This is a genomic window from Streptomyces sp. LMG1-1-1.1 (assembly GCF_040815545.1).
GTDB lineage: Bacteria > Actinomycetota > Actinomycetes > Streptomycetales > Streptomycetaceae > Streptomyces.
In genome coordinates, this window is record NZ_JBFPNH010000039.1 from 42,058 (window position 1) to 64,784 (window position 22,727).

Sequence of the window (22,727 nt, forward strand, 5' to 3'; positions counted from 1 at the left end):
TCAGCTCTTGACCGCGGTGGCCTTGGTCGCCTTCGCGGTCTTGGCCGCGGGCGCGGGGACGGTCTTGGCGTCGTCCGCGCCGGCCGTGTCCGCGGCACCCGCCGCGTCCGTCGGCGCCTCGGTCTTCGCGGCGTCGGGCCGGACGCCGACGCCCAGCTTCTCCTTGATCTTCTTCTCGATCTCGTCGGCGAGGTCGGGGTTGTCCTTCAGGAAGTTGCGGGCGTTCTCCTTGCCCTGGCCGAGCTGGTCGCCCTCGTACGTGTACCAGGCGCCGGCCTTGCGCACGAAGCCGTGCTCCACGCCCATGTCGATCAGACCGCCCTCGCGGCTGATGCCCTGGCCGTAGAGGATGTCGAACTCGGCCTGCTTGAACGGCGGCGCGACCTTGTTCTTGACGACCTTGACGCGGGTGCGGTTGCCGACCGCGTCCGTGCCGTCCTTGAGGGTCTCGATGCGGCGGATGTCGAGGCGCACCGAGGCGTAGAACTTCAGCGCGCGACCACCGGTCGTGGTCTCCGGCGAGCCGAACATCACGCCGATCTTCTCGCGGAGCTGGTTGATGAAGATCGCGGTGGTCTTGGACTGGTTGAGCGCGCTGGTGATCTTCCGGAGGGCCTGGCTCATCAGTCGGGCCTGCAGACCCACGTGCGAGTCGCCCATCTCGCCCTCGATCTCCGCACGCGGGACGAGCGCGGCGACGGAGTCGATGACGATCAGGTCGAGGGCGCCGGAGCGGACCAGCATGTCGACGATCTCGAGGGCCTGCTCGCCGTTGTCCGGCTGGGACAGGATGAGGTTGTCGATGTCGACGCCGAGCTTCTTGGCGTACTCGGGGTCGAGGGCGTGCTCGGCGTCCACGAAGGCCACCTGGCCGCCGGCCTTCTGGGCGTTGGCCACGGCGTGCAGGGTCAGGGTCGTCTTACCGGAGGACTCCGGTCCGTAGACCTCCACGACACGGCCGCGCGGCAGGCCGCCGACGCCGAGGGCGATGTCGAGGGCGGTCGATCCGGTGGAGATCACCTCGATCGGCTCCTGGACGCGGTCACCCATGCGCATCACGGCGCCCTTGCCGAATTGGCGTTCAATCTGTGCGAGCGCGGCGTCGAGCGCCTTCTCGCGGTCGGTTCCTGCCATGGGTTCCACCCGGTTTGCTTGAGTCGATCGCTTCATGTGAAAGACGCTAACCCCTGCCACTGACAATGGGCCCCGGCGTCCCCTCCGACCTGTGGACAACTCGTCGACAACCCAGTGATTCCAAGGGCCGGACTTCCATAAGAATGGATGTTCGATTTTAGTGTCAAGCGTGCCACGCCCACCTCGCGGCGCCCGTCCGGAGACTCGCCCGTGGCTCCCCGCCGCCGTGCAGCAGGAGCACCGGCGCGACGATCCGGGCGCCGCACGTCGTCCGCGCGGGGGATGACTCAGGGGCGCAGGAGCACCTTGGTGGCGCGGCGTTCGTCCATGGCCTTGTAGCCCTCGGCGGCCCGGTCGAGCGGGAGTTCGAGGTCGAAGACCTTGCCGGGGTCGATCTTGCGGTCCCAGATGAGCTGGATCAGGTCGGGCAGAAAGCAGCGGACGGGGGCGGGGCCGCCTTCCATGTGGATGCCGGCGAGGAACAGCTCGAAGCCGGGGATGTGGACGTCGTAGTTGACGCCGACGAAGCCCATGTGGCCGCCGGGGCGGGTGGCCCCGATGGCCTGCATGGTGGATTCGCGGGTGCCGACCGCCTCGACGACCGAGTGCGCGCCGAGCCCGCCCGTGAGTTCCTTGATCTTCGCCACGCCGGCGTCGCCGCGTTCCTCGATGATGTCGGTGGCGCCGTAGAAGCGGGCCAGCTTCTGTCGCTCGGGGTGGCGGGACATCGCGATGATGCGCTCCGCGCCCAGTTCCTTGGCGGCCAGGACCGCCATCAGGCCGACGGCGCCGTCGCCGACGACCGCGACGGTCTTGCCGGGGCCGGCTTCGGCGGCGACGGCGCCGTACCAGCCGGTGCCGAGCACGTCGGACGCGGCGAGCAGCGAGGGGATCAGCTCCTCGTCCGGCTGCCCGGGCGTGGCGACGAGGGTGCCGTCCGCGTACGGGATGCGGGCCTTCTCGGCCTGGGTGCCGATGTTCCCTGCCACGAACTCGCGGTGGACGCATCCGGACTGGTAGCCCGATCGGCAGATCTCGCAGGTGTTGTCGGAGATGACGAACGAACCGACGACGAAGTCGCCGACCTCGACGTTCCTCACCTCGGAGCCGATTTCCTCGACGACTCCGACGTACTCGTGGCCCATGGCCGTGTGGTCGGCGGGCTCGATGCCCCGGTACGGCCACAGGTCGGAGCCGCAGATGCAGGTCGCGGTCAGCTTCACGATCGCGTCGGTGGGTTCGATGATCTTCGGGTCCTCTCGTTCCTCGACCCGGACGTCTCCGGCGGTGTGCATGACTACTCCACGCATGGTGGTGCTCCTTGCTTCGTGTTCCCGGCGCCTCGGGCGCCTGTGTGTGACCAGGAAGGCATGGCTTCCTGCGGAATGAGGGGAAATGTTCCCGTGTGGCGTCGTCGCGCGGTCCCGGGGCCGGTGGCCTAGCCGTGGGCGGGCCCGCTGCGGCGACGCTGGACGAGCGCGATGGTGATCGTGGGGACGAGGGTCAGCGCGGCGACCGCGGCACCGACCGTGGCCGGTCCGGCGGCCTGGAAGGGCGAGTCGAGGGCGAGTCCGGCGATCCAGGAGCCGGCCGCGGTGCCGAGGTTGAAGGCCGACACGGTCAGGGCCGAGCCCAAGGTGGGTGCCCGGCCGGCGAACCGGACGCCCAGGGCGATCAGGACCGGGGTGCCGAGGAACCCGGCCAGTCCGAGCAGGGCGACCAGCAGCACCGTCGGGACGGCGAAGCCCGACAGCAGGGCGAGCGCCGACAGCATCACCGTGGCCGACGCCGCGGCCGTGATCGTGGTCGCGTAGGGGCGGACGTCACCGAGTCGACCGCCGGCGAGGAAGCCCGCCAGTGCGCCGGCGCCGAACCCGACGAGGACGAGCGGCACGAGACCCGCGGCGATTCCCGCCCGGTCGGTCAGCAGCGGCGCGATGTAGGTGTACGTGCCCAGCACGCCGGCGCTTGTGGCGGCGCAGGCCGCGAGCACCAGCCAGAGCCGGCCCGCGCGCAGCGCGGACAGCTCCGACCGAATCGACACCGCCTGCCCGCCGCGGGTCTCGTGCGGGACCCAGCGCGCGATGAGCGCCACCGCGGCCACCGCCAGGACGGCCAGCATCCAGAAGGGGCCGCGCCAGCCCATCAGCTGCCCGGCGAACGCGCCGAGCGGCACGCCGACGACGTTGGCGAGCATGGCACCGGAACCGACCACTCCCACGGCGCGGGAGCTCGCGGCCGGGCCGGCGGCCCGGGTGGCCACGACGTTCGCCACCGCCCAGAACGCCCCGGTCGCCAGCGCGGTGAGGAACCGCGCGGCGAGCAGCAGCCCGAAACCGTCACCGGCAGCGGCGATCGCATGTCCCGCGGCGAAGACGCCCAGGGCCAGCACGAGCGTCCACCGGGCGGGCAGCCGCAGCGTCAGCATCGACATCAGCGGCGCACCGATGATCATCCCGACCGCGAACACGGTGATCGCCAGACCGGCCCGGGCCACGCTCACCTGGAGGTCGCCCGCGATCTCCGGCAGCAGACCCGCCACCACGAACTCGCTCGTGCCCATCAGGAACGTCCCCAGGGCCAGCACGTAGACCACGACGGGAAGCCGGCGGGAGGCAGGCGGACGTGGGCGCGCTTCGACGGAGGCGTGGAGGGTCGCTCCTTGCATGGTGGTTCTCCAAGGGGTGTCGCTGGGGGTCGTCCATCCCAGAGAATCGGTATCCACGCAGGTCAGGAAGGTCGCGGTTATAGGGGGTACAAGCTCCACCTCCCCTCCCTCGGCGGCACGCGCCTACCGTGGAGGCATGGACAAGCGCCCCGACAACCGCTCCGACATCCGGGATTTCCTCGCCGGCCGACGCGCCAGGATCACACCGGAGCAGGCCGGGCTGCCCACCAGCGGCCGGCGCCGTGTCCCCGGCCTGCGTCGGGAGGAGGTCGCCGTTCTCGCCGGCGTCAGCACCGAGTGGTACACGCGCCTGGAGAAGGGCCACATCAACGGCGTGTCCGAAGACGTCCTCGACGCGGTCGCCCGCGCGCTCCACCTCGACGACGACGAACGCACCTACCTCTTCGACCTCGCCCGCGCCGCCCAGCCGGCCGGCCGCGCGCCCCGGCGCCGCAAGGCCGTCGACGTGCCGCCCCGCGTCCAATGGCTGCTCGACTCCATGACCCTGTCCGCGGCCTTCGTCACCAACGGTCGCCTCGACATCGTCGCCACCAACGCGCTCGCCCGGGCGGTCCTGTCCCCCATGTTCCACAGCGACACGGTCGACGACCACGGCCGCCCCAACTGCGCTCGCTACTACTTCCTCGACCCGGGCGCGCAGCACTTCGTAGCCGACTGGGACCAGGCCGTCACCATCACCGCCGCCTTGCTGCGCGCCGAGGCCGGCCGCTACCCGAACGACAAGGCGCTGAGGGAACTCATCGGGGAACTGTCCACCCTGAGCACCGAGTTCCGTACGCGCTGGGCCGCCCACGACGTCCGCATCCACCACGGCGGCGTGAAGACCTTCCACCACCCCGACGCCGGCCCGCTGGAACTCACCTACCAGCCGCTGGACCTGCCCCTGTCCGCCCGCGAGGCGCACTCCCTCACCCTTTACACGGCCGAACCGGGCTCACCCGACGAAGACCGGCTCAAGCTCCTCGCCAGCCTGGTAGCCACCCCTGCCGGCCCTGCCGGCCCTGCCACCCCCGCCGCCCCTGCCGGCCCGCAGGCAGCGCCCTCCCCCGCTGCTCCCGCAGACCCCCGGAACAGGGCAGCCGGCACCGGCGACTCACCTCCGTAACGGAGCCGGCGCCGAACCGCCGCCCGCCGCCTATCCTTCGACGCATGCCCCTCCCCCTCCGCGCCCCCGGCGGCGGCCGCCCGTCCCCGCGGACCGCCGACGCGCTCGTGGCGGGTGTCGTGCTGCTCGTCGTGGCGGTGTGGACGCTCGTCTCGGCTCGGTACGCGAGCGAACCGGCGCCGCGTACGGTGCTCGGCTGGGCGCTGATCCTGGTCGGCTGCGGAGCCCTGTACTTCCGGCGGCGGCAGCCCGTCGCCGTCGCGGTCGTCACACTCCTCGCCTGCGCCGTCTACTACCCGCTGTCCGCCCAGGACGGCCCGCTCATGATCGCCTTCGCGCTCGCGCTCTACACGACCGCCGCCGAGGGCCGGTTCGCCGCCGCCGTGGCGCTCGCCGCGGTCACGCTGCTCGCGGTGGGGCTCGGCGAGATCCGGCAGCAGCCCGGGCACCGGCAGATCGACGACACCTCGCTCGCCATGCTGGCGGGCTGGCTGATCAGCCTCGTCGCCGTGGGCCGGGCCCAGCGCACCCGCATCGCCTATCTGCACGAGGTGGAGCAGCGGGCGCTCGCCGCCGAGCGCGAGCAGGAGGCCCGGGCCCGGCAGAGCGCCACCGAGGAGCGGCTGCGGATCGCCCGGGAGGTGCACGACGTGCTGGGCCACAGCATCTCGCTGATCAACGTCCAGTCGGGGGCCGCGCTGCACCGGCTCGGCAAGGGCCCGGCGCCCGAGGCCGGCCTCGCCACCGCGACCGAGGCGCTGGAGGCCGTGAAGGCCACCAGCAAGGACGCGCTGCGCGAACTCCGGGCGACCCTCGGGATGCTGCGCCGCGCCGACGAGGCCACCCCGACCGCCCCGGCCTCCTCCGGGCTCGCGCTCCTCGGCGACCTGGTCGCACGCGCCCGCGCCGCCGGGCTCGACGTCCGTACGAGCGTCACCGGCACCCCCGTACCGCTGCCGCCGCCGGTCGACCTCGCCGCGTACCGGATCGTGCAGGAGTCGCTGACCAACGTCACCCGCCACGCGGGCGCGGGGACCGTACGCGTCACCCTCGACTGGGGTGCGGACGCGGTGCGCCTGCGGATCGCCGACGACGGCGCGGGCGCGCCCGAGGGCCGGCCGCTGGGCAGTGGCATCCGGGGCATGGCCGAGCGGGCCCGCGCGTTCGGCGGGGACCTGACCGCCGGGAACGCCGACGGCGGCGGCTTCGTCGTGGACGCCCGCCTGCCGCTCGCCCCAGCGGGAACGGCCGGGCCCCGGCCCGCCTCCCACGAGCCGCCACGCACCCCACCCGCCGCACCACCCGCCACCTCCGAAGGGGACCCCCGATGATCCGCGTCGTGCTCGCCGACGACCAGACCCTGGTCCGGGCCGGCTTCCGGTCGATCCTGTCGGACGAGGAGGACATCGAGGTCGTCGGCGAGGCGGGGGACGGGGAGCAGGCGATCGGGCTCGCCCGTGAACTGCGCCCCGACGTGGTCCTGATGGACATCCGCATGCCGGTCCTCGACGGGCTCGAAGCCACGCGCCGCATCACCGCCGACGCACGCCTCGAAGGGGTCCGGGTGGTCATCCTGACCACGTTCGACGCGGACGACCACGTGTACGGGGCGCTGCGCGCCGGCGCGTCGGGGTTCCTCGTCAAGGACACCGAGCCGATGGAACTGCTGCACGCGGTACGGGTGGTGGCGCGCGGTGACGCGCTGATCGCCCCGGCCGTGACCCGCCGTCTGATCGCCGAGTTCGCCGGTCTCGTCGGGCGGCAGCCGGACCCGAGCCCCCGGCTGAACGCCCTCACCGAGCGGGAGCGCGAGGTCCTCGGCCTCGTCGGCGCGGGCCTCTCCAACGACGAGATCGCCGGCCGGCTCGTCCTCTCCCCCGCCACCGCCAAGACCCACGTCAGCCGCATCATGACCAAACTGGCCGTCCGCGACCGGGCCCAGCTGGTGATCCTCGCCTACGAGTCCGGCATGATCACCCCCGGCTGGCTGGCCTGACCTCCCCGGCGCCACGGGCACCCCACCGGCGGGGCACAGGACACCCTTAGGGGACGGGGCCCGGCGCGGACGACTCACGGGGTACGCGCGCGGGGGGCGGCACAACCGGCGGGGTACGCCCGGTGTCCTCCCCGGGGTGACGCCGGGCGCCTGACCGTGCGCCCACGCTGACCGGGTGAATCAGGACGTACTCGATCTCGCGCGGCTGCAGTTCGCCCTCACCGCAGGCGGCCATTTCCTCTTCGTCGCCCTCACACTGGGGCTCGCGACGGTCGTGGCCGCGCTCCAGACCAGGGCCACGCTGAGCCGGAAGCCGCTCCACGCGCGCATGGTGCGCTTCTGGGGCCAGCTGTACGTGATCAACTACGCGGTCGGCATCGTCACGGGCCTCGTGATGGAGTTCCAGTTCGGCATGGCCTGGAGCGGGCTCACCCACGAGGCGGGCAACGTCCTGGGCGCCTCGCTGGCCGTCGAGACGATCGTGGCGTTCTTCGTCGAGTCGACCTTCCTCGGCCTGTGGATCTTCGGCTGGAACCGGCTCAACCGCTGGGCCCACCTGGCCGTGATCTGGGTCGTCGTCCTGACGGCCTACCTCTCCGCGTACTGGATCCTCGTCTCCAACGGCTTCCTCAACCACCCCGTGGGATACGGCTCCGAGAACGGCGAGCTGGTCCTGGACGACCCGGTCGCGGTCCTGACCAACCCGTCCGCGCTCCTCGCCTTCGGGCACGTAGTCGCGGGCGCGCTGCTCAGCGCCGGGTTCTTCATGGCCGGGGTGAGCGCGTACCACCTGTTCCGGCGCACTCCGGAGTGGGAGTTCTTCGGCCGCAGCCTGCGGATCGGGGTGTTCCTGTCGGCGCCGGCGCTGATGGCGGCGGCGGTGTTCGGCGGGCTCCAGTTCGGCGTCCTCGCCACCTTCCAGCCGATGAAGTCGGCCGTCTTCAGCGGGAAGGCGGCCGAGGTCGCACGACTGCAGGCGGAGATGACGGACCGCTTCGGGCCGGGCGACTACGTGCCGTCGGAGGCGTGGACCCGGGGCGGCGGGCTCGTGATGCTGATCAGCTTCGCCCTGATGATGTACCTGTGCTTCGCCGGGGTGATCCTGGCCTGCTTCAAGAAGGTCGTCTTCCGGTTCCGGCTGTGGCATCTCGTCCTGATGGCGGCCGTACCGCTGCCGTATCTGGCCATGATCGGCGGCTGGGTCTTCCGGGAGGCGGGGCGGCAGCCCTGGGTGGTCTACGGGCTGCTGAGGACGGAGGACGCGGTCTCCGACCTCTCCCCCGGCACCATGCGCCTCTCCCTCACCGTCTTCACCACGGTGTTCGTGCTGCTCGCCGCGCTCAACGCCTGGCTCCTCACCCGGCATGCCCGCCGCGGCCCCGTCGAGTCCGGTCTCGGCCACGACGAGCGGCCCGACACCACGGCGGACGGGACTGCGCCCGACCCCGCCGACACCCTGCCCGCCCCCCGCTACTGACGCGGCCCCGCGCCACCGAGGACCACCCGAGGAGTTCCCGTGGAGACCCTGGCCATCGCCCTGCTCGCCTTCTTCGCCGCGGGCTGGTTCGTGCTCGCCGGGTCGGACATCGGCACCGGCATGCTCACGCCCTGGCTCGGCCGTGACGACCGCGAGCGGCGCCTCGTCCTCGCCTCCTTCGCCCCGTTCTTCCTGGGCAACGAGGTCTGGCTGGTCGCCACCGCCGGCGTCCTCGTCGGCTGCTTCCCCGCCCTCGAAGGGGAGCTTCTGAGCGGCCAGTTCCCGGTCCTGGTGGCCCTCCTGACCGGCTGGATCGTGCGGGACGCGGGGCTCTGGTCACGCGGCCGGGGCCCGGGACGCCGCTGGCGGGCGGGCTGCGACACCGCCGTGACGTGCGGCAGCTGGACCGTGGCGCTGTCCTGGGGGTGGATGCTCGCGGCCCTGCTCACCGGACGGCCGTACGCGCCGGCGACCGGCCCCACGGCCGTCCTCACCGCCCTCGCCGTGGCCGCGCTGTTCACCGCGCACGGACTCGGCTTCGCCGCGCTCCGGCTCACGGGACCGCCGTACGAGCGCGCCCGCAGGCTAGTCGGGCGCGCCGGGCGCCCGTGGCAGTCCTTCGCGCTGACCGGTGTCCTGCTCGCGGGGCTGCCGCTCGGCGCGGGCACCGCGCTCCCGCTGGCCGGGCGGGCCGCCGCCCCGACCACGCTCGGCCTGCTCGTGCCCGCGCTGCTCGTCGTCACCCCGCTCCTGGTGGCCGTCCAGGCCTGGACCTGGCACGCCTTCCGGCACCGGGTGACCCGCCCCTCGTACCTGTGACCCCACGCGCACGGGGCCGGTCAGGACTCGTCGGGCGAGGACTCCTTCTTGTGGTGCAGGGCCTTCTGGAGCCGTGCCACCACCGCCTCGCCGTACCTGCGGTGGCCGTGCACGCGCGGGTCGTCGGTGACGTCGTACCGCTTCACGTACGCGCCCAGGAAGGCCTGGAGGGTGGCGACGACCGGGATGGCGATCAGCGCGCCGACGGCGCCGAGCAGCGCCGTGCCCGCGATGACCGAGCCGAAGGCGACCGCCGGGTGGATGTCCACGGTCTTGGAGGTCAGCTTCGGCTGGAGCACGTAGTTCTCGAACTGCTGGTAGACCACGACGAAGCAGAGCACCCACAGCGCGTACCAGGGGTTGACGGTGAAGGCGATCAGCATCGGCAGCGCGCCGGCCAGGTACGTGCCGATCGTCGGGATGAACTGCGAGACCAGGCCCACCCACACGGCGAGCGCGGGGGCGTACGGCACGCCCAGGATCTCGAAGAGCACGAAGTGCGCGATGCCCGAGATGAGGGCCATCAGACCGCGCGAGTAGAGGTAGCCGCCTGTCTTGTCGACCGCGATCTCCCAGGCCCGCAGCACCTCGGTCTGGCGTGCCGGCGGCAGGACGGAGCAGAGGGCGCGCCGCAGCCGGGGGCCGTCGGCCGCGAAGTAGAACGAGAACAGGAAGATCGTCAGGAGCCGGAACAGGCCGCCGAGGACGGTGGCCGAGACGTCGAGGACACCGGACGCGCTGTTCTGCACGTACTTCTGCAGCCAGTCGGAGCTCAGCACGCTGTCCTGGACCTCGACCCGCGAGAGGTCCGTGTGGAAGTGCTCGTTGATCCAGTTGATCAGCGAGTCGAGGTACTTGGGGAAGTTCTCGACCATGTCCACGATCTGGCCGGCGAGCATCGAGCCCAGCAGGACGACGAAGCCGACGCCGAAGATCAGGACGACGAAGAAGACCAGGAAGGTGGCGAGCCCCCGGCGCATCCCGCGCGCCGCCATGCGCCCGACCGCCGGCTCGATGGCGAGGGCCAGGAAGAAGGCGAGCAGGATGTTGACGAGGAGGCCGACGAGCTGGTGGAAGGCCCAGTTGCCCAGCAGGAAACAGGAGTAGAGCGCGAGCGCCAGGACGAGCGCACGCGGCAGCCAGCGTGGCATCCGCGCCCCCGAGGGCGCGGGCGGCGTCGCCGCGGCCCCGGGAGCGGACGGCGCCAGGGCGCCTCTCCCGCTCCCCCCGCCGGTCCCTTCGCCGGCACCGGCGTTCGGGTCCGCGGGAGCGGGAGCCGTCCGGTCGGCCGGGGACGTCGGTTCGGCCGGCGTCGTCGGTTCGCTCGCTCCGGTCGGTTCGCTCGGGTCTGTCGGGTCTTTTTTGTCGCTGTCGTCAGTCGGGGCCACCACGCCAGTCTCGCGCACCGCGCGGACATTCCACCCGGGGCCCCGCACATCACCGCTTGTCACCCGGCCGTTCGCCGGCCGGTCCCCGTTCGTCGGCCGGTACGCCGCAGACCCGTCACCGCCGGTCGGCCGGTGGGTCGACGATCCGTCACCCGCTCCGCCAGTGGGTCGCCGGTCCGTTACCCGGGTCTGCCGGCGGGTCGCCGGTCCGTCACCGCTTGTCAGCCGGTACGTCGACGGCCGCGCAGACCGCCCGCCACACGTCCTTCGCCTCCCAGCCGGCGTCCAGCGCGTCCATCACCGTCCGCCCGCCGAGCTCCGCCATCACATGGTCACGCGCGAAGGACTCGGCGTAGGACGCACCGAAGTGGTCCGCCATCCGTTCCCAGAAAATCGTCAACCGCATGACCCCAGTATCCCGCTCCCAAGAGTGCAGCCCGCGCCTCAGGCCTTGTCACCGCGACTTTCCGCCCTACGGTCGGAGCATGGCCGAAAAACCCCTCTCCTCCCCGCCCTCGACCCCCCTGACGCGCGCCGAGCGATTCGTCTGGCTGACGGCGCGGGTCCTCGAACAGCGCAGGTTCGCGTACCACTTCCTGCGCGGAGGCCCGGATCAGGTCGAGACGGCCCTCGTCGCCTACCTCAACGAGGACGGCGGTTACGGCCACGCGCTCGAACCCGACCTCCGCGGGCCGGTCAGCCAGCCCCTCCACACCGCGCACGCGCTGCGGGTCCTGGACTCCATCGGCCGCTGCGGCGGACTGCGCGTCGAGCGGATCTGCCGCTACCTCACGGACGTGTCGACGCACGAGGGCGCGCTCCCGGCGATCCACCCGTCCCAGCGCGGCTACCCCTCGGCGCCGTTCGTCCCCGTCGTCGACGCCCCTCCGAGCTCCCTGCTCTCCACCGGTCCCGTGGTCGGGCTGCTGCACCGCAACCAGGTCTGGCACGCCTGGCTGTTCCGGGCCACCGAGTTCTGCTGGGCGGCCGTCGAGTCCCTCGAGAAGTCGCATCCGTACGAGCTCCAGGCCGCCGTCGCGTTCCTCGACGGGGCCCCCGACCGCTCGCGCGCGGAGGCCGCCGCCGACCGGCTCGGCCGACTGGTCCGGGAGCAGGGGCTCGCCGTCCTCGACCCGGACCGACCGGACGACTACCCGGTCCCGGACGGGTACGCGCCCGGCGAGTTCCACTTCCCGCACGACTACGCGCGCGTGCCGGACTCGCTCGCCGCGCACTGGTTCACGGACGACGAGATGACCCGCTCCCTCGACCGGCTCGCGGCCGACCAGCAGGAGGACGGCGGCTGGCCGATCCGCTGGCGCGCCTGGGCCCCCGGCACGGCCCTGGAGTGGCGCCCGATCGTCACGATCGAGGCACTCCGCACCCTCCGCGCCCACGGACGCCCCATCGACTGACGGGTGCGTGCGGCCTGGGCGGATGCCGTACGGGACCGGGGCGGCGCGGGTGCCGTATGAGGCGGCCGGGCATCGGACGCCGTACGGCCACTGCCCGGGCTCACCAGCCCAGGGCCCGTACCCCCGCGGTGACCACGACGGCCGCACCCACGACGACCAGGAACGGGGCCCGCAGGACGAGCGCGACGGCGGCCGCCGCGAGCCCGGCGGCCCGGGCGTCCAGGACGAGCGAGCCGCCGGAGCTGAACGTCTGTTGGGCGGTGAGCGCGGCGAGCAGCGCGACGGGGAGCAGGGCCGCGAGGCGCTGCACGAGGGGTCGTTCCAGCGTCCCGGCGGGGACGAGCAGGCCGACCAGCTTCATCAGGTAGCAGCCGGCGGCGGTCAGGCCGATGGCGATCCAGACGTTCATCGGGAGTCCTCCTCCACCATCGTGTCCCGGTCCGTGCCCGCCGGTGCGGCGCTCGTCCCGCGGCCCCGGAACCAGAGCACGGCCGGTGCGGCCAGGGCGGCGGCGAGGACGGGGACGCCGGCGGGCAGGACCGGGAGCAGCCCGAGTCCGAGCAGGACGGCCAGCGCGGCGGTGGCCCGCTCGGTCGTCGACTTCAGCATGGGGGCGAGCAGGGCCAGGAACACGGCGGGACCGGCCGCGTCGAGCCCCCAGGCCGCCGTGTCGCCGAGTGCCTCGGCCCCGAGCGCGCCGAGCAGCGTGGTCACGTTCCACAGGACGTAGAGCGTGAGGCCGGTGACGGTGAAGCCGACGCGCGCGGCCCGCCGGGACGGCTGGGCGAGCGAGACGGCGGTGGTCTCGTCGATCACCCAGTGCGCGGCGAACGGCCTGACGGCCTTCGGCAGGGCGAGGAGCTGGGAGAGCCGGAGCCCGTAGAAGGCGTTGCGGGTGCCGAGGAAGAAGGCCCCCGCAGCGGCCGTGAAGGGGTTGCCCCCCGCGGCGAGCGCCCCCACGAGGGCGAACTGCGAGGCGCCCGTGAAGACGAGCAGGCTGAGCGCGCAGGTCTGCAGGAGGCTGAGGCCCGCGCCCGCCGAGGTGACGCCGAAGGCGAACCCGGAGAGGCCGACGGCGACGCCGACCCCGAGGGCGTCGCGGACGACGGCCGCGTCGGGTTTCGCCGGTGTGCCGCCGTCGCGTATGACGGGAGGTGCTGTCTGTTCTGCCACGTCAGGGACGTTACGGGAGCCCGAGCCCGCCGGTCTTGTACGTTCTTGCGCCCGGCCGTCACGGCGCGGGCGGCCCGCCCCGCGCACCCTGCCCGCCGCTCCCCCGGACACCCCGCGCGCGCTGGTAGGCGCCCGGCGGCACCCCGACGCTGCGGGTGAAGTGCCGGTTGAGGTGCGACTGGTCGGTGAAGCCCACCGCCGCGGCCGCGTCCGCGGGTGGCGTCCCCGCGTCGAGGAGCCGTCTGGCCCGCCGTACGCGCGCGTCCGTGAGCCAGGTGTGCGGGGGCATCCCGTACGCCGAGCGGAAGGCCCTGAGGAGGGCGAAGGGGCTGGTGTCGAGGTCGGCGGCGAGCCGCTCCAGGGTCGGCGGCTCGGCCATCCGCTCCTCCAGGACGGCACGCGCGCGTGCCGCGTGCCGCGCGCCCGCCGAGCGGGGCGGGAGCGGCGTGATCAGCCCGCCGTGGCTGCGCAGCATGCGGGCCGTGACCAGCCGGAGCAGGCTGTCCGCCGCGAGCGCGTTGCCCTCCTCCGCGGCCCGGTGGACGCCGACGACGAGCCGTGCGGCGTACGGGTCGTCGACGACGGGCGTCGTGAAGCCGACCGAGCCGCGCAGGGCGAGCGTGTCGGCGGCGATCGAGCGGACGATCTCCGCGTCGGGGTAGATCGTGCGGTACGTCCACCCCTCGGGCACGCCCGCGTGCCCGGTGTGCGAGGTGTCGGGGTTGACCAGGGCTATCTGCCCGGGGCCCGCGTGGACCAGTTCGTCGCGGTAGTGGAAGGCCTCGACGCCCTCGGTGATCGCGGCGAAGACGAAGGTCTCGTGGGTGTGCCGGGCGAACGCCTTGCGGATGTAGTGCGCGTGCAGCAGGTCGACGCCGGGCAGCTCGGCGTACCGCCAGTACCGTGCCCGCTCCTCGCTCGCCATGCCTCCATTCTGCGCCGGGGCTGGGGGCGGGTCTCGGCAGCCGGTCGTCCACTGGCTCGGGGCGGGTGTCGGCAACCGGTTGTCCACAGGGTCCGGGGCGGGTGTCGGCAGCCGGTTGTCCACAGGTCCGGGCGGTTGTCAGTGGCGGGGTGCACGATGGGGGGCATGGTCAGGTCCGCGCTCGACTCGTTCTCCCCCGCGACCCGTGGTTGGTTCACCGGGGCCTTCACCGCGCCCACGGCGGCGCAGGAGGGCGCCTGGAAGGCCATCGGCGAGGGCTCCGACGTGCTGGTCGTGGCGCCGACCGGCTCGGGGAAGACGCTGGCCGCCTTCCTCGCCTCCCTGGACGGGCTGGCGTCCGCGCCGCCGCCCGCCGAGGCGAAGAAGCGCTGCCGCGTGCTCTACGTGTCGCCGCTGAAGGCCCTCGCCGTGGACGTCGAGCGGAATCTGCGCTCCCCCCTGACCGGCATCCGGCAGGAGTCGGTGCGCCTCGGACTGCCCGAGCCGGACATCCGGGTCGGGATCCGCTCCGGTGACACCCCGCCGGCCGAGCGCCGGGCGCTCGCCACCCGGCCGCCGGACATCCTGATCACCACCCCCGAGTCACTGTTCCTCATGCTGACCTCCGCCACCCGCGAAGCCCTGTCGGGCGTGGAGACGGTCATCCTGGACGAGGTCCACGCGGTCGCGGGCACCAAGCGGGGCGCGCACCTGGCCCTCTCCCTGGAGCGGCTCGACGAGCTGCTGCCCCGCCCCGCGCGCCGGATCGGCCTGTCGGCCACCGTCCGCCCGGTGGACGAGGTGGCCCGCTACCTGTCCCCGAAGCGCGCGGTGGAGATCGTCCAGCCGCCGTCGGGCAAGGAGTTCGACCTCTCCGTCGTCGTGCCCGTCGAGGACATGGGCGAACTGGGCGGCTCACCCGCGTCCGAGGGCAAGGACGGCGGGGACAAGCCGTCGATCTGGCCGCAGGTCGAGGAGCGGATCGCCGACCTCGTCCAGGCGCACCGGTCGACGATCGTCTTCGCCAACTCCCGCCGCCTGGCCGAGCGCCTCTGCAACCGGCTGAACGAGATCGCGTACGAGCGGGCGACCGGCGAGCCGCTCCCCGACGGCCCGCCCCCCGCCCAGGTCATGGCCCAGTCGGGGGCGGCGCAGGGCGCCCCGCCGCTGCTCGCCCGGGCCCACCACGGTTCGGTGTCGAAGGAACAGCGCGCCCAGGTCGAGGAGGACCTGAAGGCGGGCAGGCTGCCCGCCGTGGTGGCCACCTCCAGCCTGGAGCTCGGCATCGACATGGGTGCGGTCGACCTGGTGGTGCAGGTCGAGTCGCCGCCCTCGGTCGCCTCCGGGCTCCAGCGCGTCGGCCGCGCGGGGCACCAGGTCGGCGCGGTGTCGACGGGTGTCGTCTTCCCCAAGTACCGGGGCGACCTGGTGCAGGCCGCGGTGGTCACCGAGCGGATGCGCTCCGGCTCCATCGAGTCGATGCGGATCCCCGGCAACCCGCTGGACGTCCTGGCCCAGCAGCTGGTCGCCATGGTCGCGCTCGACACCTGGCAGGTGGACGACCTACTGGCCGTGGTGCGCCGCGCGGCGCCGTACTCGTCGCTGCCCGAGTCGGCGTTCACCGGCGTCCTCGACATGCTGGCGGGCCGCTATCCCTCGGACGCCTTCGCCGAGCTGCGCCCGCGCGTGGTGTGGGACCGGGTGGCCGGGACGGTCACCGGACGGCCGGGCGCGCAGCGGCTCGCCGTCACCTCCGGCGGCACGATCCCCGACCGGGGCCTGTTCGGCGTCTTCCTGGCGGGCTCGGACCCGAAGAAGGGCGGCGGCCGCGTCGGGGAGCTCGACGAGGAGATGGTGTACGAGTCGCGGGTCGGCGACGTGTTCACCCTCGGCACCACCTCGTGGCGGATCGAGGACATCACCCGGGACCGGGTGCTCGTCACCCCCGCGCCCGGAGTGCCGGGCAGACTGCCGTTCTGGAAGGGCGACCAGCTCGGCCGGCCCCTCGAACTGGGCCGGGCCGTCGGCGCGTTCCTCCGCGAGGTCGGCGCCCTCTCCGACGAGGACGCGCGGCTGCGGCTGCTCGCCGCCGGACTCGACGCCTGGGCCGCGGACAACGTCCTCGCGTACCTCAAGGAGCAGCGCGAGGCCTGCGGCCACGTGCCGGACGACCGGACGATCCTGGTCGAGCGCTTCCGGGACGAGCTCGGGGACTGGCGGGTCGTCATCCACTCCCCCTTCGGCGCACAGGTCCACGCTCCCTGGGCGCTGGCCCTCGGCGCCCGCCTCGCCGAGCGGTACGGCATGGACGCCCAGGTGATGCACGCGGACGACGGCATCGTGCTGCGCCTGCCGGACGCCGACCTGATGGGCCTGGAGATGGGCCTCGACCTCCTCGACCACGAGCCGGTGGACCCCGGCCGGCACCTGGACACGGCGTACGACGCCGACAAGGCGCCCGTCGGCGCGGCCGACGCCCTCTTCGACAAGGGCGAGATCGGACAGATCGTCACCGACCAGGTGGGCGGCTCCGCGCTGTTCGCCTCCCGCTTCCGCGAGTGCGCCGCGCGCGCCCTGCTGCTGCCCAAGCGGAATCCGGGCAAGCGCACCCCGCTGTGGCAGCAGCGGCAGCGCGCCTCGCAACTCCTCCAGGTGGCGAGCGAGTTCGGCTCGTTCCCGATCGTCCTCGAGGCGGTCCGCGAGTGCCTCCAGGACGTCTTCGACGTCCCCGGCCTCACCGAACTGATGGGGGACATCGAAGCCCGCCGCGTCCGTCTCGTCGAGGTCACCACCCACGAACCGTCCCCCTTCGCCCGCTCGCTGCTCTTCGGCTACGTGGCGCAGTTCCTGTACGAGGGCGACTCCCCGCTCGCCGAGCGGCGGGCGGCGGCGCTCTCCCTGGACTCCCGGCTGCTCGCGGAGCTGCTCGGCCAGGCGGAGCTGCGCGAACTGCTCGACCCCGAGGTCCTGACCGAGCTGGAGCGGGAGCTCCAGTGGCTGACGGAGGACCGGCGGATCAAGGACGTGGAGGGCGTCGCCGACCTGCTGCGGGTCCTGGGACCCCTCACCGACGCGGAGCTCGCCGAGCGCGGCGCCGAGCCGGGCTGGGCGCCGGAGCTCTCCGCCGCCCGGCGCGCCATCCGGGTCCGGATCGCGGGCCTGGAGCACTGGGCGGCGATCGAGGACGCCGGCCGCCTCCGGGACGCCCTGGGCACGGCGCTGCCCGTCGGCGTGCCCGAGGCCTTCACCGAACCGGTCAAGGACCCGCTGGGGGACCTCCTCGCGCGGTACGCGCGCACCCACGGCCCGTTCACCGCTTCCGGCGCCGCCCACCGCTTCGGCCTCGGCGCGGCCGTCACCGACGGCGCCCTCCAGCGGCTCGCCGCGTCGGGCCGGGTCGTCCAGGGCGAGTTCCATCCCTCCGGCATCGGGCAGGAGTGGTGCGACGCCACCGTCCTGCGCCGGCTGCGGCGCCGCTCCCTGGCGGCCCTCCGCCACGAGCTCGAACCGGTGCCCCCGGCGGCGCTCGCCACCTTCCTGCCCCAGTGGCAGCACCTGGGGAGCAACAGCCTGCGCGGCATCGACGGCCTCGCCCGCGCGATCGAGCAGCTCCAGGGCGCGCCCGTCCCCGCCTCGGCCCTGGAGAAGCTCATCCTGCCGTCGCGGGTCCAGGACTACTCCCCGGCGCTGCTCGACGAGCTGTCGACCACCGGCGAGGTCCTGTGGTCCGGTGCCGGGTCACTGCCCGGCAAGGACGGCTGGGTCTCGCTCTACCTCGCGGACGCGGCACCCCTGCTCCTGCCACCGCCGCACCCGCTGGAGCTCTCCGCCCTGCACGAGTCGGTGCTCACCGCCCTCTCCGGCGGCTACGGCCTGTTCTTCCGCCAGATCGCCGACCAGATCCGGGCCACCACCCATCCGGACGCCACCGAGCCCCAGCTCGCCGACGCCCTCTGGGACCTGGCCTGGTCGGGCCGGCTCACCAACGACACCCTGGCCCCCCTACGCGCCCTGCTCGGCTCGGGCCGCACCGCCGGATCCACCGCCCACCGCGCCCGCCGCACGATCCCCCGCGGCCGGTACGGCACCCTCACCGCCGCCGCCCGCCCCGTCTCCCGCACGGGCCCGCCCACCGTCTCGGGCCGCTGGTCGCTGCTGCCTCCCGCCGAGCCCGAACGGACCCACCGGGCCCACGCCCTCGCCCGCACCCTCCTGGACCGCCACGGCGTCGTCACCCGCGGCGCGGTGGCCGCCGAAGGCATCGAAGGCGGCTTCTCCGCCGTCTACCGCGTCCTGTCCGCCTTCGAGGACAGCGGGCAGGCCCGTCGCGGCTACGTCGTCGAAGGCCTCGGCGCGGCCCAGTTCGCCATGGACGGCGCCGTCGACCGCCTCCGTGCCGCCGCGACCGCCCGCGACCGCGGCGCCGAGGCCGCCGCCGGCCCCCGCGCCCTCGTCCTCGCCGCCGCCGACCCCGCGAACGCCTACGGCGCCGCCCTCCCCTGGCCCGAGCCCCCCACCGGCACCAACCACCGGCCCGGCCGCAAAGCCGGCGCCCTCGTCGTCCTCGTCGACGGCGAACTCACCCTCTACGTCGAGCGCGGCGGCAAAACCCTCCTCTCCTGGCCCACCACCCCCGACGATCCCTCCCTCCTCGCCGCCGCCCACGCCCTCGCCCGCCACGCCCCCCTCACCCTCGAACGCATCAACACCACCACCTCCCTCACCTCCCCCCTCTCCCCCCCTTTCGAATCCGCCGGCTTCCACCCCACCCCCCGAGGCCTCCGCATCCGCCCCTAACCCCCACCAACACCCCCCGGGTGACAGCCTCCACCCACCCCCTGCTCGCTTCCCGGCTGACACTTGCCGCGCGCCCGTTCTCGCCTCCTGCCTGCCGCCCACCGCCCCCGCCCCATGGGCAGCTCGCCCCGCACCCACCGCCGTGCGGGCTGGCACCCCCCATGCCTGCGCCCACCCGCCGTGCGGGCTGGCGCCCCGTACCTGCGCCCTCCCCGTGCGGGCTGGCGCCCCCACTCCGTCGCCCACCTCCGTGTGGGCTGGCACCCTCATGCCTGCCGCCTACCCGCCGTGTGGGCCGGCGCCCCCTGCCTGCGCCCTCCCCCGTGCGGGCTGGCGCCCCCACCCCGTCGCCCACCTCCGTGTGGGCCGGCACCCTCGTGCCTGTCGCCCACCCCTGCGCGGGTTGGCACCCCTACCCCGTCGCCCACCCCCGCGTGGGCTGGCACCCCCATGCCCTGCCCGCACCCACCCCCGCCCGGGCGGGCACCCCCACCCCGACGCCCACCCCGCGTGGGCTGGCACCCCCACCCCGTCGCCCCCCGCGCGGGCGGGCCCCCATGCCCGCACCCACTCCCGCGCGGGCGGGCGCCCCAATGCCGTGGCCCACCCCCGTGTGGGCAATCGTCCCGCTGGGGCGGGACGGGTGGGCACACGGGACGGCGCCCCCTGCCGGGCCAAGGCTTCCGCGCCTGAGCCCGCACCCCGTGTGCGGCGCCGTCGTGGGTTGTGCCCACCCGTTCCGCCCCTGCAGAACAGCTGCCCACAACCCAGGCGGCAGCCGGAAGGGTCGAAGCCCACAACCCCAGGGCAGCCGCGAAGACGCGGCCCGCAGCCCGGGTGGCGGTCTAACAGGGCGGGGCACGGCCCACAACCCGAGCCCCAGCCGCACAACCTGGGGAACGCCGCAAGGAACAGCCCGCAACGCCCGGCCCCCGGAACCCCGCAACCCGCAACCCGCAACCCGCAACCCGCAACCCGCAACCCGCAACCCGCAACAACGGCACCACCCACACCCCCGCCGCACCAGCACAACGCGCCGCCACACCCCCTCCCCCAGCCCCCCACCCCCCACAATGGACCCGTGCCCGAAGGAGACACCATCTGGCAGGTCGCCCGACGCCTGCACACCGCACTCGCGGGAAGGGTCCTCACCCGCGCCGACCTCCGCGTGCCCCGTTTCGCCACCGCCGACCTGACCGGCAGGACACTCCTCGACGTGACGCCCCGCGGCAAGCATCTGCTGGCGAGGATCGAGGGCGGGCTGACGCTGCACTCGCATCTGCGGATGGACGGCGCTTGGCGGGTGTACGCGACAGGAGAGCGTCCGCGCGGCGGCCCTGCGCATCAGATCCGGGCGATCCTCGGGAACGAGGAGTTCACGGCGTACGGCTACCGGCTGCCGGTCCTGGAGTTGATCCGTACGGCGGAGGAGTCGGACGCCGTCGGGCACTTGGGCCCGGATCTCCTGGGACCCGACTGGGATCCGGAGGAGGCGGAGCGACGGCTGTGCGCCGACCCGGCGCGGCCGCTCGTCGAGGCGCTGCTCGACCAGCGCAACATGGCCGGCATCGGGAACGTGTACAAGTCCGAGCTGGCTTTCCTCGCCGCGGTGTCGCCCTGGCTCCCGGTCGGCGACCTGGGTCCCGGCGTCCCCGCCCGCCTGGTGGCGACGGCCCACCGTCTCCTGGAGGCGAACAAGGACCACCCGGACCGCCGCACCACCACCACGCGCAGACCCGGCACCCCGCTCCACGTCTACGGCCGCGAGGGACGCCCCTGCCTGCGCTGCGGGACCCCGATCCGCAGGACCGACGCCGACGCCGGCGCGGGCGTCGGCGACCGGATCACGTACTGGTGCCCCAACTGCCAACCAGGCCCCACCCGTCACCCCTGACTCTGCCCCTTGCCGCCCACCCACCCAGCCACCACCCACCTACGCCCACCCAGCTACCCCCACCCCCCAATTGACGCTCCGTCAGATCCAGTCGTACGGTCCGAAGATGACCCTCTCTGCGTACGACCTCACCGGCCGCACCGCGTTCGTCACCGGCGCAGCGAGCGGGATCGGCCGCGCGACCGCGGCTCTCCTCGCGCTGGCGGGCGCCACCGTGCACTGCGCGGACCGCGACGAAGACGGACTCAAGGAGACCGCCGCGTTGATCGCGCGCGACGGCGGCACCGCGCATCCGCACGTGCTCGACGTCACGGACAGGACGGCGTTGGCCGCCGCCGTGCGGTCGGTCGGCCCGCTCCATGTGATGGCCGCCATCGCGGGGGTCATGCACACGAGCACGGTCCTGGAGACCCGTGACGAGGACCTCGACCGCGTCTTCGCGGTCAACTTCAAGGGGGTCCTGTACGCGTGCCAGGAGGCGGCCCGCTCGATGATCGCCTCCGGCACCCGGGGCTCGATCGTCACGATGGCCTCGGGGGCGATGGACACGGCGAGCCCCGGCCTCCTCTGCTACAGCGTCACCAAGGCGGCGGTCGTACAGCTGACGAAGACCCTGGCGACGGAGGCGGGCCCGCACGGCATACGGGTCAACGCGGTCGCCCCAGGGTGGATCCGCACGCCCATGACCGACCGCCACGAACCGGCGGCCCAGCAGCAGGCGGAGGCGGCGATGGTCCGTCACTCACCCCTGGGGCGGGTCGGCGAGGCCGAGGACATCGCACACGCGGTCCTACACCTGGCCTCCGATGCCTCCTCGTTCACGACGGGTCAGATCCTCCGCCCCAACGGCGGCGTCGCCATGCCCTGGTAGCCCCTCGCGAGGACGCACCCGTCCCGCGCACCGAAAGCCCCGCCCCTCCCGCAGACGGGTCCACCCCGCCTCCGAACGCACCCCGCGCCCGGCGCCGCGACGAAGCCGCCACATGGACCGGCAGCAGGCTCAGCCCCCAGCCGCCCGCGGCCACCGCCCCTTCCACCGGCCCGGCGTCCGCGGGCATGAGCAGCAGGCGCAGCACCGCCCACCACCAGAGCCCTCCGGCCGCCAGCGCGACCGCGCCCAGCGCGAGCGTCACCAGCGGAACCCGTCGCCGTACCATGGCCGCCTCCTGCCGTCGACGCTAGACCGGCAGGATCACCCTGCGGGAGGGCGCACCGAGGCAGTCCCGGCGCACGCCCTACGCCCTCCACCATGCACGCCACACCGGAACCCGGCATCTCAGACGAACAAACTCAAAATTCTCAAGAAAGCCGCACACCCCCCGGCCCGGGCACACCGCCGGCCCGCCGCCCACCCGCGACCCGCCACACACCCCACCCCCGACCCCACCCCCGACCCCACCCCCGACCCCATCCCCCCAAAAAAAGGAAAAGACCCCGGCCGCCACCCCGCAGGGCATACGACCGGGGCCTCGCCCCACGTGCTTTCGTTCGGTTCAGGCGGCGACGACGTTGACCGCTTCCGTGGGCGCCTTGATGGTCACCCGCTCGGTGGGCACACCCGCCACCGACGTCACCGACACCGAATTGAGCCTCGGGCGCACCGGTGTAGGCACCGGTTCGCTCGACGCTGCCGACTCGGCCAGTTCGGCGAGCGACAGCTCGTCGCTCACTTCGCGCATGAGCTCGGACATCCGTACGTCCAGCGCGTCGCAGATCGCGGAGAGCAGCTCGGAGGAAGCCTCCTTCTGCCCCCGCTCCACCTCGGAGAGATAGCCGAGCGAGACTCGGGCGGACGAGGAGACTTCGCGCAGAGTACGGCCCTGGCGCTGGCGCTGCCGACGCAGCACGTCACCCAGCAGGCGACGGAGCAGAATCATCGGTGGCTCCCTCCTCGGACCGCGTAGCCGCATCCTTC

The 22,727-nt window shown here is 73.6% G+C and carries 19 protein-coding genes; 9 read left to right on the forward strand and 10 right to left on the reverse strand.

The window, feature by feature from the left end; translation table 11 throughout:
• The 3 genes from recA to MRBLMG1_RS22845 form a co-directional block, all read right to left on the reverse strand.
• The gene (recA, locus tag MRBLMG1_RS22835; RefSeq protein WP_367825957.1) at positions 1-1,134 is read right to left on the reverse strand and encodes a recombinase RecA; all 1,134 of its coding nucleotides are present in this window, start codon (positions 1,132-1,134) and stop codon (positions 1-3) included.
• A 287-nt stretch (positions 1,135-1,421) separates the two neighbouring features.
• The gene (locus MRBLMG1_RS22840) at positions 1,422-2,444 is read right to left on the reverse strand and encodes a zinc-dependent alcohol dehydrogenase family protein (protein WP_367825958.1); all 1,023 of its coding nucleotides are present in this window, start codon (positions 2,442-2,444) and stop codon (positions 1,422-1,424) included.
• Positions 2,445-2,572: 128 nt separating this feature from the next.
• On the reverse strand, positions 2,573-3,802 hold the full coding sequence (locus MRBLMG1_RS22845; RefSeq protein WP_367825959.1) for an MFS transporter: 1,230 nt from the start codon (positions 3,800-3,802) through the stop codon (positions 2,573-2,575).
• A gap of 136 nt (positions 3,803-3,938) precedes the next feature.
• On the opposite strand from MRBLMG1_RS22845, the gene MRBLMG1_RS22850 reads away from it, so the two are divergent.
• From MRBLMG1_RS22850 to MRBLMG1_RS22870, 5 genes are all read left to right on the forward strand, one after another.
• Entirely contained in the window at positions 3,939-4,928 is a 990-nt protein-coding gene (locus tag MRBLMG1_RS22850; protein ID WP_367825960.1) for a helix-turn-helix domain-containing protein, read from the forward strand.
• A gap of 44 nt (positions 4,929-4,972) precedes the next feature.
• Positions 4,973-6,259, forward strand: a complete 1,287-nt coding sequence (locus MRBLMG1_RS22855) for a sensor histidine kinase (protein ID WP_367825961.1) — start codon at positions 4,973-4,975, stop codon at positions 6,257-6,259.
• Complete coding sequence (locus tag MRBLMG1_RS22860; protein ID WP_367825962.1) at positions 6,256-6,924, forward strand: response regulator; 669 nt, start codon at positions 6,256-6,258, stop codon at positions 6,922-6,924. The genes MRBLMG1_RS22855 and MRBLMG1_RS22860 overlap by 4 nt, the downstream gene beginning before the upstream one ends.
• A 175-nt stretch (positions 6,925-7,099) precedes the next feature.
• The gene (locus MRBLMG1_RS22865; RefSeq protein ID WP_367825963.1) at positions 7,100-8,401 is read left to right on the forward strand and encodes a cytochrome ubiquinol oxidase subunit I; all 1,302 of its coding nucleotides are present in this window, start codon (positions 7,100-7,102) and stop codon (positions 8,399-8,401) included.
• A gap of 39 nt (positions 8,402-8,440) precedes the next feature.
• Positions 8,441-9,220 (forward strand): cytochrome d ubiquinol oxidase subunit II, encoded by a 780-nt coding sequence (locus MRBLMG1_RS22870; protein WP_367825964.1) that lies wholly within the window; start codon positions 8,441-8,443, stop codon positions 9,218-9,220.
• Between the two features lie 20 nt (positions 9,221-9,240).
• Here the strand turns inward: MRBLMG1_RS22870 and MRBLMG1_RS22875 are convergent, their stop codons facing one another.
• Positions 9,241-10,371, reverse strand: coding sequence for an AI-2E family transporter (locus MRBLMG1_RS22875; RefSeq protein ID WP_414721628.1), 1,131 nt, complete (start codon positions 10,369-10,371; stop codon positions 9,241-9,243).
• A gap of 448 nt (positions 10,372-10,819) precedes the next feature.
• Complete coding sequence (locus tag MRBLMG1_RS22880) at positions 10,820-11,014, reverse strand: DUF3046 domain-containing protein (RefSeq protein WP_367825965.1); 195 nt, start codon at positions 11,012-11,014, stop codon at positions 10,820-10,822.
• A gap of 79 nt (positions 11,015-11,093) precedes the next feature.
• Here MRBLMG1_RS22880 and MRBLMG1_RS22885 point away from each other — a divergent pair, with 79 nt between their 5' ends.
• On the forward strand, positions 11,094-12,023 hold the full coding sequence (locus MRBLMG1_RS22885; protein WP_367825966.1) for a hypothetical protein: 930 nt from the start codon (positions 11,094-11,096) through the stop codon (positions 12,021-12,023).
• A 100-nt stretch (positions 12,024-12,123) separates the two neighbouring features.
• On the opposite strand, the gene MRBLMG1_RS22890 is transcribed toward MRBLMG1_RS22885, so the two are convergent.
• From MRBLMG1_RS22890 to MRBLMG1_RS22900, 3 genes are read right to left on the reverse strand one after another with little or no spacing between them, the layout of a single operon-like run.
• Positions 12,124-12,432, reverse strand: a complete 309-nt coding sequence (locus tag MRBLMG1_RS22890) for an AzlD domain-containing protein (protein WP_367825967.1) — start codon at positions 12,430-12,432, stop codon at positions 12,124-12,126.
• A complete protein-coding gene (locus MRBLMG1_RS22895; protein ID WP_367825968.1) occupies positions 12,429-13,196 on the reverse strand; it encodes an AzlC family ABC transporter permease in 768 nt (255 codons plus the stop codon). Before MRBLMG1_RS22895 ends, MRBLMG1_RS22890 begins: the two co-directional genes overlap by 4 nt.
• Before the next feature lie 58 nt (positions 13,197-13,254).
• Positions 13,255-14,121: an AraC family transcriptional regulator gene (locus MRBLMG1_RS22900; protein WP_367825969.1), complete on the reverse strand. Its 867-nt coding sequence runs from the start codon at positions 14,119-14,121 to the stop codon at positions 13,255-13,257.
• A 165-nt stretch (positions 14,122-14,286) separates the two neighbouring features.
• On the opposite strand from MRBLMG1_RS22900, the gene MRBLMG1_RS22905 reads away from it, so the two are divergent.
• The 3 genes from MRBLMG1_RS22905 to MRBLMG1_RS22915 all read left to right on the forward strand — a co-directional run bounded on the left by MRBLMG1_RS22905 (position 14,287) and on the right by MRBLMG1_RS22915 (position 21,683).
• The gene (locus MRBLMG1_RS22905) at positions 14,287-18,918 is read left to right on the forward strand and encodes an Lhr family ATP-dependent helicase (RefSeq protein ID WP_367825970.1); all 4,632 of its coding nucleotides are present in this window, start codon (positions 14,287-14,289) and stop codon (positions 18,916-18,918) included.
• 1,081 nt (positions 18,919-19,999) lie between these two features.
• Positions 20,000-20,812, forward strand: a complete 813-nt coding sequence (locus tag MRBLMG1_RS22910; RefSeq protein WP_367825971.1) for an Fpg/Nei family DNA glycosylase — start codon at positions 20,000-20,002, stop codon at positions 20,810-20,812.
• 106 nt (positions 20,813-20,918) lie between these two features.
• A complete protein-coding gene (locus MRBLMG1_RS22915; RefSeq protein WP_367825972.1) occupies positions 20,919-21,683 on the forward strand; it encodes an SDR family NAD(P)-dependent oxidoreductase in 765 nt (254 codons plus the stop codon).
• On the opposite strand, the gene MRBLMG1_RS22920 is transcribed toward MRBLMG1_RS22915, so the two are convergent.
• Positions 21,631-21,969 carry a hypothetical protein gene (locus MRBLMG1_RS22920; RefSeq protein WP_367825973.1) on the reverse strand — a complete coding sequence of 113 codons (339 nt, stop codon included), beginning with the start codon at positions 21,967-21,969 and terminating at the stop codon, positions 21,631-21,633. The genes MRBLMG1_RS22915 and MRBLMG1_RS22920 overlap by 53 nt on opposite strands.
• 336 nt (positions 21,970-22,305) lie before the next feature.
• Positions 22,306-22,689: a helix-turn-helix domain-containing protein gene (locus MRBLMG1_RS22925; RefSeq protein WP_017237739.1), complete on the reverse strand. Its 384-nt coding sequence runs from the start codon at positions 22,687-22,689 to the stop codon at positions 22,306-22,308.
• Positions 22,690-22,727 lie beyond the last annotated feature (38 nt).